The organism is Undibacterium sp. Ji50W (assembly GCF_049340445.1).
In the GTDB taxonomy this organism is placed as follows: domain Bacteria; phylum Pseudomonadota; class Gammaproteobacteria; order Burkholderiales; family Burkholderiaceae_D; genus Undibacterium.
Genome location: NZ_JBMPOX010000001.1, coordinates 681,875 through 695,672, shown reverse-complemented (window position 1 = coordinate 695,672; position 13,798 = coordinate 681,875). Strand labels below are relative to the sequence as shown.

General features: G+C 54.4%; 13 protein-coding genes and 1 pseudogene. 5 read left to right on the top strand and 9 right to left on the bottom strand.

All coding sequences use genetic code 11. The annotated features are described in order from the left end of the window. The first annotated feature begins 217 nt into the window (after nucleotides 1-217). Both ACO0K9_RS03185 and ACO0K9_RS03180 read left to right on the top strand, forming a co-directional pair. Nucleotides 218-1,336 carry an FG-GAP repeat domain-containing protein gene (locus ACO0K9_RS03185; protein ID WP_422981674.1) on the top strand — a complete coding sequence of 373 codons (1,119 nt, stop codon included), beginning with the start codon at nucleotides 218-220 and terminating at the stop codon, nucleotides 1,334-1,336. Between the two features lie 465 nt (nucleotides 1,337-1,801). Continuing rightward, nucleotides 1,802-2,944 (top strand): hypothetical protein, encoded by a 1,143-nt coding sequence (locus tag ACO0K9_RS03180; protein ID WP_422981672.1) that lies wholly within the window; start codon nucleotides 1,802-1,804, stop codon nucleotides 2,942-2,944. A gap of 9 nt (nucleotides 2,945-2,953) precedes the next feature. Here ACO0K9_RS03180 and ACO0K9_RS03175 read toward each other — a convergent pair whose 3' ends face one another. The 5 genes from ACO0K9_RS03175 to ACO0K9_RS03155 are packed head-to-tail and all read right to left on the bottom strand — an operon-like array spanning nucleotide 2,954 to nucleotide 7,789. After that, nucleotides 2,954-3,388: a hypothetical protein gene (locus tag ACO0K9_RS03175; RefSeq protein WP_422981670.1), complete on the bottom strand. Its 435-nt coding sequence runs from the start codon at nucleotides 3,386-3,388 to the stop codon at nucleotides 2,954-2,956. 16 nt (nucleotides 3,389-3,404) lie between these two features. Next, nucleotides 3,405-4,316, bottom strand: coding sequence for an EboA domain-containing protein (locus ACO0K9_RS03170; RefSeq protein WP_422981668.1), 912 nt, complete (start codon nucleotides 4,314-4,316; stop codon nucleotides 3,405-3,407). 11 nt (nucleotides 4,317-4,327) lie between these two features. After that, complete coding sequence (locus tag ACO0K9_RS03165) at nucleotides 4,328-5,299, bottom strand: UbiA family prenyltransferase (RefSeq protein WP_422981666.1); 972 nt, start codon at nucleotides 5,297-5,299, stop codon at nucleotides 4,328-4,330. Further along, a complete protein-coding gene (gene eboE / locus ACO0K9_RS03160; RefSeq protein ID WP_422981664.1) occupies nucleotides 5,296-6,504 on the bottom strand; it encodes a metabolite traffic protein EboE in 1,209 nt (402 codons plus the stop codon). Before eboE ends, ACO0K9_RS03165 begins: the two co-directional genes overlap by 4 nt. Before the next feature lie 13 nt (nucleotides 6,505-6,517). After that, nucleotides 6,518-7,789, bottom strand: a complete 1,272-nt coding sequence (locus ACO0K9_RS03155) for a 3-dehydroquinate synthase (RefSeq protein ID WP_422981662.1) — start codon at nucleotides 7,787-7,789, stop codon at nucleotides 6,518-6,520. Nucleotides 7,790-7,803: 14 nt separating this feature from the next. Here ACO0K9_RS03155 and ACO0K9_RS03150 point away from each other — a divergent pair, with 14 nt between their 5' ends. The 3 genes from ACO0K9_RS03150 (at nucleotide 7,804) to ACO0K9_RS03140 (ending at nucleotide 10,793) form a co-directional block, all read left to right on the top strand. Beyond that, entirely contained in the window at nucleotides 7,804-8,028 is a 225-nt protein-coding gene (locus ACO0K9_RS03150) for a hypothetical protein (RefSeq protein ID WP_422981660.1), read from the top strand. A 236-nt stretch (nucleotides 8,029-8,264) separates the two neighbouring features. After that, complete coding sequence (locus tag ACO0K9_RS03145; RefSeq protein WP_422981658.1) at nucleotides 8,265-9,653, top strand: nucleotide pyrophosphatase/phosphodiesterase family protein; 1,389 nt, start codon at nucleotides 8,265-8,267, stop codon at nucleotides 9,651-9,653. An 18-nt stretch (nucleotides 9,654-9,671) separates the two neighbouring features. Further along, entirely contained in the window at nucleotides 9,672-10,793 is a 1,122-nt protein-coding gene (locus ACO0K9_RS03140; protein WP_422981656.1) for a TatD family hydrolase, read from the top strand. Nucleotides 10,794-10,856: 63 nt separating this feature from the next. Here ACO0K9_RS03140 and ACO0K9_RS03135 read toward each other — a convergent pair. The 4 genes and pseudogenes from ACO0K9_RS03135 to ACO0K9_RS03120 form a co-directional block, all read right to left on the bottom strand. After that, nucleotides 10,857-10,990 (bottom strand): annotated as a pseudogene (locus ACO0K9_RS03135) (efflux RND transporter permease subunit); the annotation flags it as partial. 69 nt (nucleotides 10,991-11,059) lie between these two features. Beyond that, nucleotides 11,060-11,830 carry a hypothetical protein gene (locus tag ACO0K9_RS03130; RefSeq protein ID WP_422981654.1) on the bottom strand — a complete coding sequence of 257 codons (771 nt, stop codon included), beginning with the start codon at nucleotides 11,828-11,830 and terminating at the stop codon, nucleotides 11,060-11,062. Beyond that, the gene (locus ACO0K9_RS03125) at nucleotides 11,790-12,983 is read right to left on the bottom strand and encodes a hypothetical protein (protein WP_422981652.1); all 1,194 of its coding nucleotides are present in this window, start codon (nucleotides 12,981-12,983) and stop codon (nucleotides 11,790-11,792) included. The genes ACO0K9_RS03130 and ACO0K9_RS03125 overlap by 41 nt, the downstream gene beginning before the upstream one ends. 137 nt (nucleotides 12,984-13,120) lie before the next feature. After that, entirely contained in the window at nucleotides 13,121-13,747 is a 627-nt protein-coding gene (locus ACO0K9_RS03120) for a response regulator (protein ID WP_422981650.1), read from the bottom strand. Between the last annotated feature and the right edge of the window lie 51 nt (nucleotides 13,748-13,798).

Below are 13,798 nucleotides of genomic sequence, written 5' to 3'. Positions count from 1 at the left end.
CACGGTAACGAATGTAAAACCAGGTAAATCAAATTTTCATTTACCAGTGAAGCGATTAGATTACTCAATGGGTTGAAATTCAAATACGCTCAATGAATTAATTGACAACAATATGCCTTCTTTTACTTACTCAAAAAGACGCTTGCTAAGCTACGCTTTCGCTTGTTTTTTTCTCAGCGCATGCGGGGGTAGTACAACATCGGACAACGCAACCACTGTGAGTACATCGGCCATCAATACAACGACTGCCACCACCACTACAACAACAGCAAACACCACTACAGGAACCACCTCTTCGGGTTCGTCATCGAGCTGCAGCTACAGCCAGTTATCAATACTTACTGTAGGTGCCAATCCGCGTGCTATCGCCAGCGGCGACTTTAACAAGGATGGCGTTCTGGATCTGGTCACGGCCAATCTGGATGCTGGTACGATCAGCGTATTGATCGGTAAGGGAAGCGGTAATTTCGCTGATGCCGTCACTTATCACGTAGGCAGCAATCCCTATCAAGTGGTAGTCGCTGATTTTAATGGTGACGGTTATCCCGATATCGCTACTGCCAATTTTGGTGGCAGTGAAATCAGCGTTTTACTGAATATGGGTGATGGTACTTTTGCCACTGCCGTCAGTTATTCCACTGGAAGCAAGCCACGCGCCCTGGTTGTAGCCGATCTGAATGGCGACAAGATCGCAGATATTGCTGTAGCAAATTCCACCGCGAGTTCTATCAGTGCTTTGCTGGGAAATGGAAATGGCACATTTAAAACTCAAATCAGTGCTTCAGCCGGTTCGGTGCCACATGGCATAGTCGCTGCTGATTTTAATGGTGATGGACACATGGACCTGGCCATTGTCAACAACGCCAGCACTGGTAAGGTCACATTACTGCTTGGCACAGGCAATGGCAGCTTTAGCAGTGGTAGCACGCTGAGTGTTGGCACCAGCCCTTTTGGCATTGCAACAGGTGATTTTAATGGTGATGGACTGGCAGACCTGGTTGTTGCGAATCAGGGTGACAACAGCATCAGCGTTTTTATGGGTAAAGGCGACGGCAATTTTGGTACGGTACAAACCTACGCAAGTTCAGGTCCGGCCGTTGCGGTCACTGTTGCGAAGCTGCGCGGCAGCATTACAGACATTCTTGTTCCCACATTCACTGGCAATACCGTGGATATCTTTACTGGTACCGGTACGGGTACATTTACCCGTAGTATCAGTCTCAACAGCAGCGGTGCGTATGCAGTTACCACCGGGGATATCAACAATGACGGTACACTTGATATTATCGTAGCAGGTAGTGCCGGAGTGAGCTTATTTAAAGCTACTTGCTTTTAATGTGTCACAGACTAGTTTGCCCATCTACCTCCTTAGGATGAATCGGGTCTTGCCAGGCACCCAGCACCGTAAATGCACCGTGGTAGACATCTACTCCAAGTACTTGCCCACAGTGGCTATCATGTTGCTGACTGGGACGAAAGCTGATTTTTCCAAAATCCGGAATGGAAAAATCCCTCATATTTTTCAGTTGCTGCAAGAGTTCGGCACGGTCAAGCCGACGCCCACAGCGTTTGAGCGCGTCAACCGATACCAGGCCGGATGCATAGAAGAAATTTTGATAACGCCTAAGATGATGTTGTGTTTTTGACCCATCTCAAATCATGCATAGCCGACCTTGATCCCTGATCCGGAAAAGCCAGCGTCCATTTGTGGCTTTATTTGCCCGTCGGCATATAGAAAGTAGGTGGAACTTCGTCACATTTTTGGCACCAAACAATAGTACATTGACCATATTTGTCTTTTATGAAACACTGGGACGGTATTCAGAATGTGGAACAATCCCTGCTCTCAACTCAGTCCCTGTCCATGCCAAAGCCGCCTTCTATCGTCGTAGCGCAACAGCCTTTACGCACAACCTGCGCATCCAGCATCATCTTGCGCGGATTGAATAATCCACGCGGCATCAAGATCAAACCGGACGGCAATTTATTGTTGGTAGAGGCTGGCACTGGTGATGCAGAGCAGGTTTTTTCTGGTCGCCTGTTGCAGTTCAAACGAGATGCTGCAGGTGGGTATGGGCAAGCGGAAATCGTGGCTGCCGGTTTTCGATCCATGAATATGCAGGCACGCATGTGTCGGGATGAAATTTTTGGCTTGGCTGACGTAGCCTATGGTGACGGCCGCTGGTTGCTGAGTCAGACGGATTATGTATCCGGTTCACGCATCATGGATTTATCAACTTTACCGCCCCAAACCCTATTCCACAGTCGTGGCAATTTGAATGCCTTGTGCTATCACCCGCAAAGACAAAGCTGGCTGACGGTGAAACCGGATACCAACCAGGCCATAGAATTTATCGAGGGCAAAGCAGAAACGGTAATCGGTGTCTTGCCAGATTTGTCTGGCGGTCAGCATGCGGTGCCGGTGACGGTGATCCTGGATCAAAGCTGGCAACAGAGCAGTGGCAGTCAAGCTGTCCTGATCTCCCTGTTCTCTGGCGAGTTGCAGGGTGATGTCGAGAAGACCGGCATATATTTTGAAAAAGGCGTCAGCAAGATAGTCAGGCTGGATCTGGATACTGGCGAAATCAGTACTGTGATAGCGGGCTTGACACTGGCAACGGGCATGGCTTTTACCGATCAGGGGCAATTACTGGTGCTGGAATTATGCGAAGATTTTTTGCAGCCCATGCCCGTTGCTGAAGTACCGCAAAAACCATGGCATGGTGGTTTCAAACGTTATTCAGGGCGCTTGCTGTGTGTTGATCTGGCCCGGCAAACCGTGCATTGCCTGGCAGAGCATCTGGATACGCCATCGAATTTATGCGTAGTGGGCAATAGCGTATTCATCAGCGAAGGCATGGGCCTGCCCGGTCGCCCCATTGCCAATCCACATGGGGAAACCGTGGCACTGGAAGGCTATGTGCGCAAATTAATATTGCCCTAGAAATGCCAATCAGGCCGCTTGCAGGCGTGCTGTCAGTTCAGCCAACTTGTCCGGGAATGGTGCCTGTGCTACCCACTCTGCCGGATCCCCTTCTTTTTGCCAGGCAAAACCTACCACAGCCATAACATCGCCCGCCTTGCTAAGCAAGGGAATGGCAATCGCAGCCTGCGCGCCAACCGCCTTGGCACCTGGGCGTATGTTGCCGCTTTTATCGTCCTGCAGATTGCAGGTTTGTACCGCTGTCTTACTTAGCTGCGCGGCACCAGCCATGCCTTTGCCATGGCTGACGTGGGCAACGATGGCGAGTACCGGTTCGGGTATGCGCAGGGCTGCGCTCAGGTACAGGTCTTCGCCACGCTGTATATGGATGGTGCCTGCAGCGGCATCCAACCTGGCGATACTGTCTTCCAGCCATTGCTGGTGTTCGGCGTTTTTTTCGTACATGGTGTGCTCCTGTTGATCAATGATTTGTCTCGTCCAGCAATTGTTGCCAACTGATATGTGCTGCGCGTGTTATCAGTTGCTGTTGTTCGCAGATGACGCGCAGGCTGTTGTCATGCTCTGGCAAGCTCTTGGCGATTGCCAGTCGTTCGATATCCCTGCCCTGCTCCAGCACGCGCAGTACGTCGGATTTGCCTGCGATGTCTGTATAAGCTGCATACGGTGTCACACAACGCCATAACTCCGGGCTGATGGACCGGCCTGCCGCCCAGCGTTCATGTACCAGATCCAGCAGGATGGCAGCCAGTGCCGGATTATTTCTTTGTTCCAGTCCCTGCAGCGGCCATAAAGGGCTATCAAGAAAAAAACATTTGACCACCATCTGGTTCCAGGCGGCTTCATCAAATGCTTCCATGGGATAGGGGTTGCGATGCGCCATCGCTTCAAAAATGGGACGCATACTCGAACGTATGGCTTCACGTGCGCGATGCTCTATCGCCATGGCCGCCGGATACAGGGGAAAGCCGCAATACAGGGCAATCAGTTCATTGATTTCAGCACTGTCGGCAATGCGGTCCAGTTGGTTGGCAAATTGCGCTTCATCGCTAGCATAGCTGGCAAGCAGGAAAGCTACCCTGGCGGCTATATCCAGGCTCCAGCCAGACGGATCGAAGCCGGGGCGCAACTGGTTGGCCGCCGCCAGTTCATCGCTGTCCAAGTTCAAGTCAGCCTTGCCCATTTTACGCGCTGCCAGGCCCATGGCACGGTAGACATCGCGCTCCTGTTTTGCTGTGCTGATTTGCTGGCATTGCTGTCTGAACCAAAGCAAGGCTTCCGGCGTACTACGCGATGCTATCCAGGCGTCAAGCTGTGCCTGAGCCGCAGCTGTTTGTGGCAGGGCCTGTATTTCTTCTGTGGAAGGATGTTTCATGTTTGCGGGCTTCAGGTTCCGGGTATCACGCGTTGCAAAACCCTGGTCATGACAAAGGCGCAAAGGCAAAAAGCCACGGCAGCGATGCCGCCACCAGCTATTGCGATCACCAGGGCATCGAGCAAGGATGTTGCGGCGATCAATTGTGCTACCGCCCTGGGTACGGCACCGGCGATATGGCGTGTGATCAATAAGCGCACGGCAATGATGTCGGCAACAATCAGCGCCAGCAACATCAGCAAGGGCAAGCCACCCTCACCCCAACTGGTGACCGAACGGCTGCCATATAACAGCACAGGCAAGGCCAGGATCAGCAAGGGCCACAGACTGCCAAGGCGATTCAGGCTTTCCTGCTTTGCTGCATAAGTCAGACCAACCACATGTGCCCAGATGGCCAGTGCTGCCAGCACAACTGTGGTATTCACCAGCACGGTATTGGTCAAAGGCGGGATGCCGCCGGTTTGGAACAGGTTTTCATCCGCCATATCGCCGGTGATGACCATGGCGCTGGCAGCCGCAGCAAAATAAACAAGTGCGCGGCACAAGCCCATGATCAGAGGGCTTAGGGGATTGCCCTTGTGCCAGACGTTATACAGCAAGATGGTTGCGGCCAGCGCGCAGCCACAGACGATGGCCCAGGTGCCGTAATAACTGAGTATGGCGATGCCGGCAAGCTGCAATATAAAGCCGATGGCAAATACCGCACGGGCACTGATTTGGCCCGAAGGTATGGGCCGTCTCGGTCTTTCACGGGCATCGATTTCCCTGTCAAAGGCATCGTTCAGATACATGCCGGCGCAATAAAAAGCCGAGATCGCCAGCATCACCAACACCGTATGCAGGGTGGACAAAGAGCGACCGGTAATGCTGCTGGCGACAATCGCCCCCGCCAGCACATTGGTCCATACCGTAGGCAGGTTGGATACCCTGCCCAGGCGCAAATAAATGCCCATGCGGCTGTTGTTCATCACTATCGTATTCATGTCAGCAGTTCTTTCATGATAAAAACCAGCTCACGCGCAATGGCATGGGCTTTGGATTCATTTTTTAAATGGGCGGGCAAGACATCCCAGGTATAGGTTTCCACTTCCAGGTGATTTGAAAAACCTTGTTTGCGCAAGGCTTGCAAGGTCGCCAGCAATTCTGCACGGGTTGAACCCAGTTGACCATTGCCATCCCAGAATATCGGTACATGGCAATGAATACGCCATTCACCATCTGCCTGGCCCGCTTGATAAGCCGCAAAGGCAGCAGGCAGGTCGGTATAGCGCTGCAAGCCATGTTGATTCCGGACGACAACCTGATGCAGATACACGCCGTCATCAAAACGCTGTAATTCAGCCAGCATATCGGCCTGCATGGCTGGAATGCGCAAGGCGCAAGACAACTGGATCTTGGGCACGCGTATGCCCAGGGCGGTCAAGGTCTGCAGTGCATACACCGGGTCTTCAAATTCAACAGCGGCATGGCAAACGTCATAGCAGACACCCAGATGCCGACGCATGAGATGGCTGGCTTCCGCTTCTGTACTGCCACATAAATCTGCCAGCCTGGCTATGCTGTCTGTAGCCCACAATTGCTGGCTAAAAAAAGCGGTGGTTTCGACCAGAGTTTCCAGAAAACAGCAGGGCTCAGGTTCCAACGCCAGGGCGATGTATTTACCGGTGTCTTGCTCCAGTTGCGCCAGCGTGGCCACTGCTGCTATCAGTTGCCCGACAATTTGATTCTGTGCATCTGCTGTTTGTGCTTCAGTTTTGTAGGCACCGGGGACGGTGGAAATACTACCGTCCATGCCATCCGGTAAAAGCGCTGCCAGGATATGCGCGCATTGTCTGGTATAACGCAAGCGCTCATCATCGCGCCAGTCGGGCAGATAAACTTGTTCTTTCACCCTGACCGTATGAAAAGGCCCATATGGAAAGGCATTGATGGTAAAAACGTAGGCGCCCAGGCGTGTCAGTTGCGCTTTAAATTCATCCAGCTTTGCTGGAACGATGAGACTGTCCGCCGCCTGTGCAGACAGCCGCAAGCCTATGCCAAAAGCCTGGCCGTCACTGAGTTCCAGTTTTTTTCTTAGCACAGGAATGGTTTCATCCAGACTGGATACCACTTCATCCCAGCTTTCACCCGCATGAATATTCGTGCAGTAAGTCAAATGCAGGTTTTGCAGTGGCGGGGATAATTGCATATCAGCCTTTGCCTCAGGTAGCCATGACGGGCTGCAAATCAGATACCGAATCGGCTGCTGAATCGGCATGCAGGTTTTGCAGCCAGTCTATCGCGGCACGTACCTGTACTGCATCCATCTCATGCACTTCCACACCGCTGCCTATGGCAGCCAGCAGGGTGATGGTCAATTCGCCGCCCAGGTGTTCACGGAATTCTTTCAAACCTTGCAGTACCAGTAATTCGCCTTGTGCATCCTGTGTCAGCAATTGCGGATGCCACAAGTCAAAACCCAATCGTGTCAGCAAATTGTATATGCGCGCATCTTCACCTGTCGGCAGTAAACCTGCCAGACAGGAATAACGGGCATCCAGCGCCAGGCCGATGGCAACCGCTTCGCCGTGAGATAGCGCGTGCGCAGTCAGGCGTTCGAGTTTGTGCGCGACCCAATGTCCATAATCAAGCGGCCTGGCAGAACCACTTTCAAACGGATCGCCGCCGTGCGCAATCTGGTGCATGTGCAGGCTGGCTGAACGGGCAATCACGGTATTGAGGATATGGCTGTCAAACGCAGCCAATGCAGGCAACTGCTTTTCCATCATCAGGAAAAATGCGTGATCGCGTATCAGTGCCACCTTGACGGCTTCTGCCAGCCCTGCGCGTTTTTCACGCACGGGCAAGATATCGATAAAACGCGCATCGTTGATGACTGCCCAGGGTGGTGCAAAGGTGCCGATCAAATTCTTTTGCCCTTGCCAGTTCACGGCGTTTTTAACGCCGACGCCACTGTCATCCTGCGCCAGCACCGTGGTGGGGAAGCGTATATGCCGCACACCACGATGGAAAATGGCAGAGGCATAACCCACCGCATCCAGCACGGCACCGCCACCGATGGCGACCGAGTATGAATGCCTGTCTATCGCCCGTTCGGACAAGGCCTGCAGCAGTTTTTCCACCAGCGCCGGATCATTCTTGCAGGCTTCACCGCCTGGCATCATGAAGATGTCGCCGATCAACTCGATTGCTTCATGGTGAAAACGCAGGTAGGCAAGTATCTGCTCGACCAAACCCGGCATGGCTCTGGCCACGCCTTCATCCAGGAAGATGGCAAGACGATGACGCCGCTGGGACTCGCGCAAGCTCAGCACGGCACGAAAATCAGGGTTGGCAATATCAAAGGCATCGCGGGTGGATACCACAGGGAAGGAATAATCGACGCGCACATGTTGCTGTTGCCAAGCACCGCGCAAGGCGGTCGGTGCGGTCACATCCAGATCGGGTAGCCTGTTCAGTTCAGCCAATTTCACGATAATTCCTCTCCATGGATGACCATTTCCAGTTTTCTTTCGTGCTTACACATTTTCTCTCGCCTCATGCTGGAAATGATTATAAAACTGATATGCATTCATTTGCAAATTTAGAAACACATGGGCTTGCCATCGGCATATTGAAAGCAGCGAACGTCCTGGCCGGATGGTTCAGGATCAGCGCCACTCTGCTTAAACTTGCACATACATATTTCATAAAACATAATTACCAATATTGAAATATTAGTGCAAAATAAGCAATGTCTTTTGAGCATCTTTCAAGAAATATCTTTTTTACACAACATTTATCTTCAAGAAAGATTTTGCGGTAATAAGTTATTGCACAAAGTGGCAATTAAATTGATAATAAGGAAACAATGCATCTGCAATGCCTGAGTGCTGATTCCCTTTGCCATGGCCAGAATTGGATGTATTTCCCAACTTCATCGCAGTATGAATACGCAAGGCCAGACGCATGCAAAGCTTGTTGATGTTGAATATCGTTGGACTGACACCCAGACTGTTGGGGGAACTGACCCCGCGCCTGTCTACCTTTGTTGCCAGCGGCAAGATGCAGCCGCTGCAAACCGTGACCCCGGCGGTTACCTGCACAGTGCAGGCAACGCTGATGACAGGCTTGCCGCCTCAGCAACACGGCATCGTCGGCAATGGCTGGCTGTTTCGTGATCTGGCAGAGATCTGGTTTTGGCGGCAATCCAACAAACTGGTGACCGGCGAAAAAATCTGGGAAGCCGGTAAGGCACGCAACCCCAAGTTCACCTGCGCGAATCTGTTCTGGTGGTACAACATGGCGTCCAGCCATGACTATGGCATTACCCCTAGGCCCATATACAAGGCAGATGGCCGCAAGCTGCCCGACTGCTATACGACCCCCCCTGGCTGGCGGGATGAACTGACCAGCAAGCTCGGTGCCTTCCCGCTGTTCCAGTTCTGGGGGCCAGCTACCACGATCAAATCGAGTCGCTGGATTGCCGACGCCGCCAAGCTGGCGATCAGTGAAAAAGATCCTACACTGACCATGGTCTACCTGCCGCATCTTGACTATGACTTGCAAAGGCATGGTCCAGACCTGAGTAACCCGGCAGTACAACAATCCCTGCGTGATATCGATGAAGTGGCCGGAGACCTGATCGCCCATGCGCAACAGGCTGGTCGCCGCGTCATGGTCTTGTCAGAATATGGCATCACGGCGGTTGACCGGCCTGTCCACCTGAATCGCATCTTGCGCGAAGCCGGTTATCTGGTGGTACGTGAAGAAGATGGTGCCGAATTGCTGGATCCTATTGCTTCCAGAGCCTATGCCGTGGCTGATCACCAGTTTGCCCATGTGTATATTGCGCGTCCGGAATTGATCGCCCCAGTGCGCAAACTGTTAAGCAGTGTCGCCGGTGTCGAAGGCATCTGGGCCGGTAGTGAACGGGCAGAGATGGCGCTTGATCATCCGCGTTCGGGCGAGCTGGTAGTGATGGCCGACCAGCGTTCCTGGTTCACTTACTATTATTGGCAGGATGATGCACTGGCCCCGGACTTTGCACGCACGGTGGAAATCCATCGCAAGCCTGGCTATGACCCGGCAGAGTTATTTGTCGATGCCAGTATCCGCTTCCCCAAACTGGCGGTGGCCTGGCGTCTGGGCAAGCGCATGCTGGGTTTTCGCAGTTTGATGAATGTCATAGGTCTGGATGCCAGCCTGGTACAGGGGTCGCACGGCAGGCCGGTAGATGATGCTGCCGATGGCCCTTTGCTGATACTTGATCGCCCACTGCCAGATGGCAAGGATAAAGTCCACGCGGCAGATATCAAGGGTATCGCTCTGGACATCATGTTTGAAGAAAATCAGTAAAGTACAAGGAGCAGGCAAATGAACAACAACGGCACATACCCAGACAAATCCCCAGGAAATTTCGTCGCTGACAGCAGCATCGTGGATGAAATGTTTTCTGACCGCACAGTGACCTGCCCCTGCTGCAACGGCACCATCACACCGCAAATGCTGCAAAACCTGCTGGCGCAGGCCGGTCAATTACAACAGGGACAGGCAGCCTTTCGTCAACTGGCCAGCGGCGGCAATGGCATGATGATAGACCCACATGCCCATATGATCGCGCGCACTACCGATGACTACGAAGCCATGGCCAAAGCCGGTATCGTCGCCGTCATCGAACCAGCCTTCTGGCTAGGGCAGTTGCGTACCAATGTCGGCAGTTTTATCGATTACTTTTCCACCATCACCGGTTTCGAACGTTTCCGTGCCGGGCAATTCGGCATACGCCATTATTGCGCGATAGGCCTTAACCCCAAGGAAGCCAACAACCCGGCCCTGGCCGAAGCCGTGCTGGATATCATGCCACGTTATCTGGGCAAGGAAGGTGTAGTGGCACTGGGAGAAATTGGTTACGATGAACAGACCGAACTCGAAGACAAAGCCCTGCGTGCACAAATCGCCATGGCGATAGAATTTGAATTGCCTATCATGATACACACGCCACATCGGGATAAAAAACGCGGCACCACGCGGACCATGGATGTGCTGGAAGAATGTGGCTTTGATCCGGCACGCTGCGTCATTGATCACAATAACGAAGAAACCGTGCAAGAAGTGCTGGATCGTGGCTACTGGTGCGCCTTCACCATCTATCCATCCACCAAGATGGGCAATGAAAGGCTGGCCGACATCGTCAACCAGTATGGCCCTGAACGCATCATCGTCAATTCTGCCTGCGACTGGGGCGTATCTGATCCGCTGGCCGTTCCCAAATCAGCCCGCCTGATGGCCAGCCGCGGCATTTCAGCCGACGTTATTCATCAGGTTGTGTATGCCAACGCCCTCGCCGTCTATGGCCTGAACCGGGAAATGCAGGAGGCCCACTGGTGCCAGCCAGCCAGTATAGACCAGCGCACCCTGTACAGCGGCAATTCTGTGTTGCGTGGTCAAACACCCAGGGTGGATGAGGAAGTGCTGAATCCTGACATTATCCGTTGATCTGCTTGATGCTTCATTTGCCATCGCCACAGCATAGCTTCAGGACTGGCATCAGAAGGGTTGAATTGATAGCCCCAGGGGGTGAGGCAATTCTGTTCTGCCCCCAAACCAAGCGCAATCGGAAGCGCTCCCATGATGGCGCAAAACGTGGCCATCATGATTGGACGAAAACGCAACAGGCGCGCCTGACGAATTGCGTCATTGTGCATTAAAAAAGCCGAATGATGCCGGCTTATCGCAGGCCGACCACCAGACCAGCGCTAGGTTCAATCAATTACAAAGGCCACCTGGCCCTCGTCCTTGCACAGTTGCGCGCTCCGCTCCGCCTGTTCAAACGCCGAACACAAACGATTCCCCTGCGGGTCTTCCAGCTGTGGATGGATGCGCAACAGGTAAGTCCCAGGACGCCAAATCCGCGCTGGCGTGAAACGCCATTCCCGCTCGCCCGCCGTGAGTGTGGCGGTGCCGGACATACGCCGCCCCTCCGGGTCTTGCACCGCAATCTGTGCTGCAGCAGCGCCGTCCAGCGCGGCGGGGACAATGACGCGCAAAGGCTGCAGGCTTCCACGCTGGACTGTTTGCACCGCCCATTGCTGTGGATCGATGCGCTGGCGCAGTGGCGCCGTTACCAGCCAGCGCTGTTCCAGTGGCCGGTCGAGTTGCGGATCGTCGATGCGCAGCGTCACGGACTGGCCGCTTCGTAAGGCGGGCCCCAGCGCGAGATTGGGCCCGACCCCGCGCTTGATGCGTCCCGGATGCAACAACAGTGTCACGTTCCTGCCACTCTGGTCGGGCAGCGGCAGGTCGAGAAAAGCGTCACGGATAGGCGTGCCGGTGCTGTCGAACAACGCCACATGGGCCATATCCAGCGGCGCTGCCAGTGGCCCATCGAGGTGCAGTTCGATCCGCAGCAGATTTTCCGCCACCGTCGGCCCGGAAGGCGTCAGGCCAGCCCCGGCCAGTGCCAGCCCTGGTGCCACGGCCAGCAGCGCCGCGCTAGCGAGCCAGTTCAGGATAGCCCTCGAGGGTGCGCGCATATTTGTGGAAGTCACGGAATTTATCTCCATCCGGGTAGCGGTAGTCGGGGAAATCGTACTCGTTGACGAAGTCACTCAGACGCAGGTAGCCACCTTTGGGGATCGACACCAATTGCATCTCGCCGCCGGCTTCCGAGCGGCGTAGTGCCAGCAGCAATTGCGGATTCAGGTTGTCGATCCGCATCACCGCCGACAGCGGCGTCATGGTCGCCTTGACGCCGAGATAGGGCTTGGCTGGCCATTCGATCGGCGTACTCAGGCCAGGCGCAGCGACGGCACTGGCAAGATCGGTGGCGCTCAGCAAGTCGGCTGAACGGCTGGAATTGATCAGCAAGGCATATTCTGCATCGCCCATCTTGAAACTCACCAAACCGTTAGGTGCGCTGCCCCAGCCCAGTTCCCCAATCGTCCTGGCGGCGATATGCGCACCGTCCTTTAAATCCTTGAGTTGAATGGCGACCAGCGGCGTGCAGGTATAGGCAGCCACCAGCGTCGGTTCACCGTCGATGGTCATCACCGTCATGCTGCGGATGGGCGCACGGGTTTCGATCTGATTGTGCACCGGATGGTACATCTCGATCGTGGTGGCACTGGCCTTGCCGCTGAATGGATAGTCGTACACCCGCAGTGTTGAAGCAAAGCTGCGGTTCGACAGCCCAGCCACATACAGCTTGTTCTGGTAGTAGCGCATGTCGGTCACGGTCAGTGTCTGTTCCGGCAGGTCGTGCCAGAAGGTGACATCGGCCGTCGGCGCATCGGTAATTGGAGCCGAACCCGAAGTCCTGGCCAGATCCAGCCGCCTGACTTTGCCCGTCGCATCGATACTGACGATGGCGGGTTTGCCCGGCCCCTTGCCGCCGCGTACGGTCAGTGCCACGTACGCCAGTTCGCTGTCTGGCTGCACGGCCAGATCCTCAAAGCGCAACGCCGTCGGCACCACCCCTAGCGCTTTGGCGATCGGTGCCTGCACATCCATCAGATTGAACGGTTTGCCAGCCGGCCTGGCAGGTGCTGGTACCGGTAGCGCAAAAATGCGTGCGCCCTTCCAGTCAGCGACAAACAGCGTATTCGCATCGCCGAAACTGAGCTTGCTGGCCGACTGTATGACCAGCGGCGCCGCATGCGCGGAGCTGACTGCAAGGAGTAAACTCAACAACAATCTGCATAGTGTTTTCATCGCGATACCTTCCTTTCATTGAATGACAAAAAAATCAGTATAGACATGGCATACTGTGCCGGTCGCTCAGCCATAAATCAGTTTTTTTCGCCCCATAGGGGGTTGAACGGTTCTCAGTTTTCCCAATAACCACGCCGCATGGCAATCGTCACAGCATGGGTACGATCACGTGCGTCAAGCTTTTGCAAAATGGATTTCATGTGGGCCTTGATGGTGTCCTCACTCAAGCCCAAGTGGTCGGCCACGCGCTGGTTCGAGTTGCCGTCACCTACCAGACGTAGCACCTCGATCTCGCGCTTACTTAACTTATCCAGTTGAAAACTGTTCACCAGGCTGGCCGCGACTGGTGGCGGCAACAGCCGCCGGCCAGCATGCGCGGCAACGATGTAGTCGATCAAGGCATTGCGGGCCAGATTTTTCAGGACGTAGCCAATCGCGCCGGCGCTCAGTCCGCGCGCTACCTGTACATCGCCGCCGAACGTGGTCAGTATGATGATGCGGGCCCCGGGGTCGATACGACGTATCGCACTGGTGACCTCGATGCCGTTCAATCCGGGCATCTGTATATCCATCAGGGTGACATCCGGACGCCACCGTTGATACAGTTCGATGGCGGAGTCGCCATCCTCCGCTTCGGCCACCACCGAGAATTTCGGATTGGACGACAGCACAGCGATGATCCCGCTGCGCATCAAGGGATGATCGTCCGCGATCATGACGCGAATCAGGCCACTCTCCATGACTATGCTCCTGTGTTTTTACCAGAGCGTATCACCGGCAGCACCGTCGCA

Coding starts and splice junctions, on each gene's coding strand:
- ACO0K9_RS03180 (WP_422981672.1), top strand. CDS start 1,802: ATGAAACACTGGGACGGTATTCAGAATGTGGAACAATCCCTGCTCTCA.
- ACO0K9_RS03175 (WP_422981670.1), bottom strand. CDS start 3,388: ATGTACGAAAAAAACGCCGAACACCAGCAATGGCTGGAAGACAGTATC.
- ACO0K9_RS03170 (WP_422981668.1), bottom strand. CDS start 4,316: ATGAAACATCCTTCCACAGAAGAAATACAGGCCCTGCCACAAACAGCT.
- ACO0K9_RS03165 (WP_422981666.1), bottom strand. CDS start 5,299: ATGAATACGATAGTGATGAACAACAGCCGCATGGGCATTTATTTGCGC.
- eboE (WP_422981664.1), bottom strand. CDS start 6,504: ATGCAATTATCCCCGCCACTGCAAAACCTGCATTTGACTTACTGCACG.
- ACO0K9_RS03150 (WP_422981660.1), top strand. CDS start 7,804: ATGGATGACCATTTCCAGTTTTCTTTCGTGCTTACACATTTTCTCTCG.
- ACO0K9_RS03145 (WP_422981658.1), top strand. CDS start 8,265: ATGCAAAGCTTGTTGATGTTGAATATCGTTGGACTGACACCCAGACTG.
- ACO0K9_RS03140 (WP_422981656.1), top strand. CDS start 9,672: ATGAACAACAACGGCACATACCCAGACAAATCCCCAGGAAATTTCGTC.
- ACO0K9_RS03130 (WP_422981654.1), bottom strand. CDS start 11,830: ATGCGCGCACCCTCGAGGGCTATCCTGAACTGGCTCGCTAGCGCGGCG.
- ACO0K9_RS03120 (WP_422981650.1), bottom strand. CDS start 13,747: ATGGAGAGTGGCCTGATTCGCGTCATGATCGCGGACGATCATCCCTTG.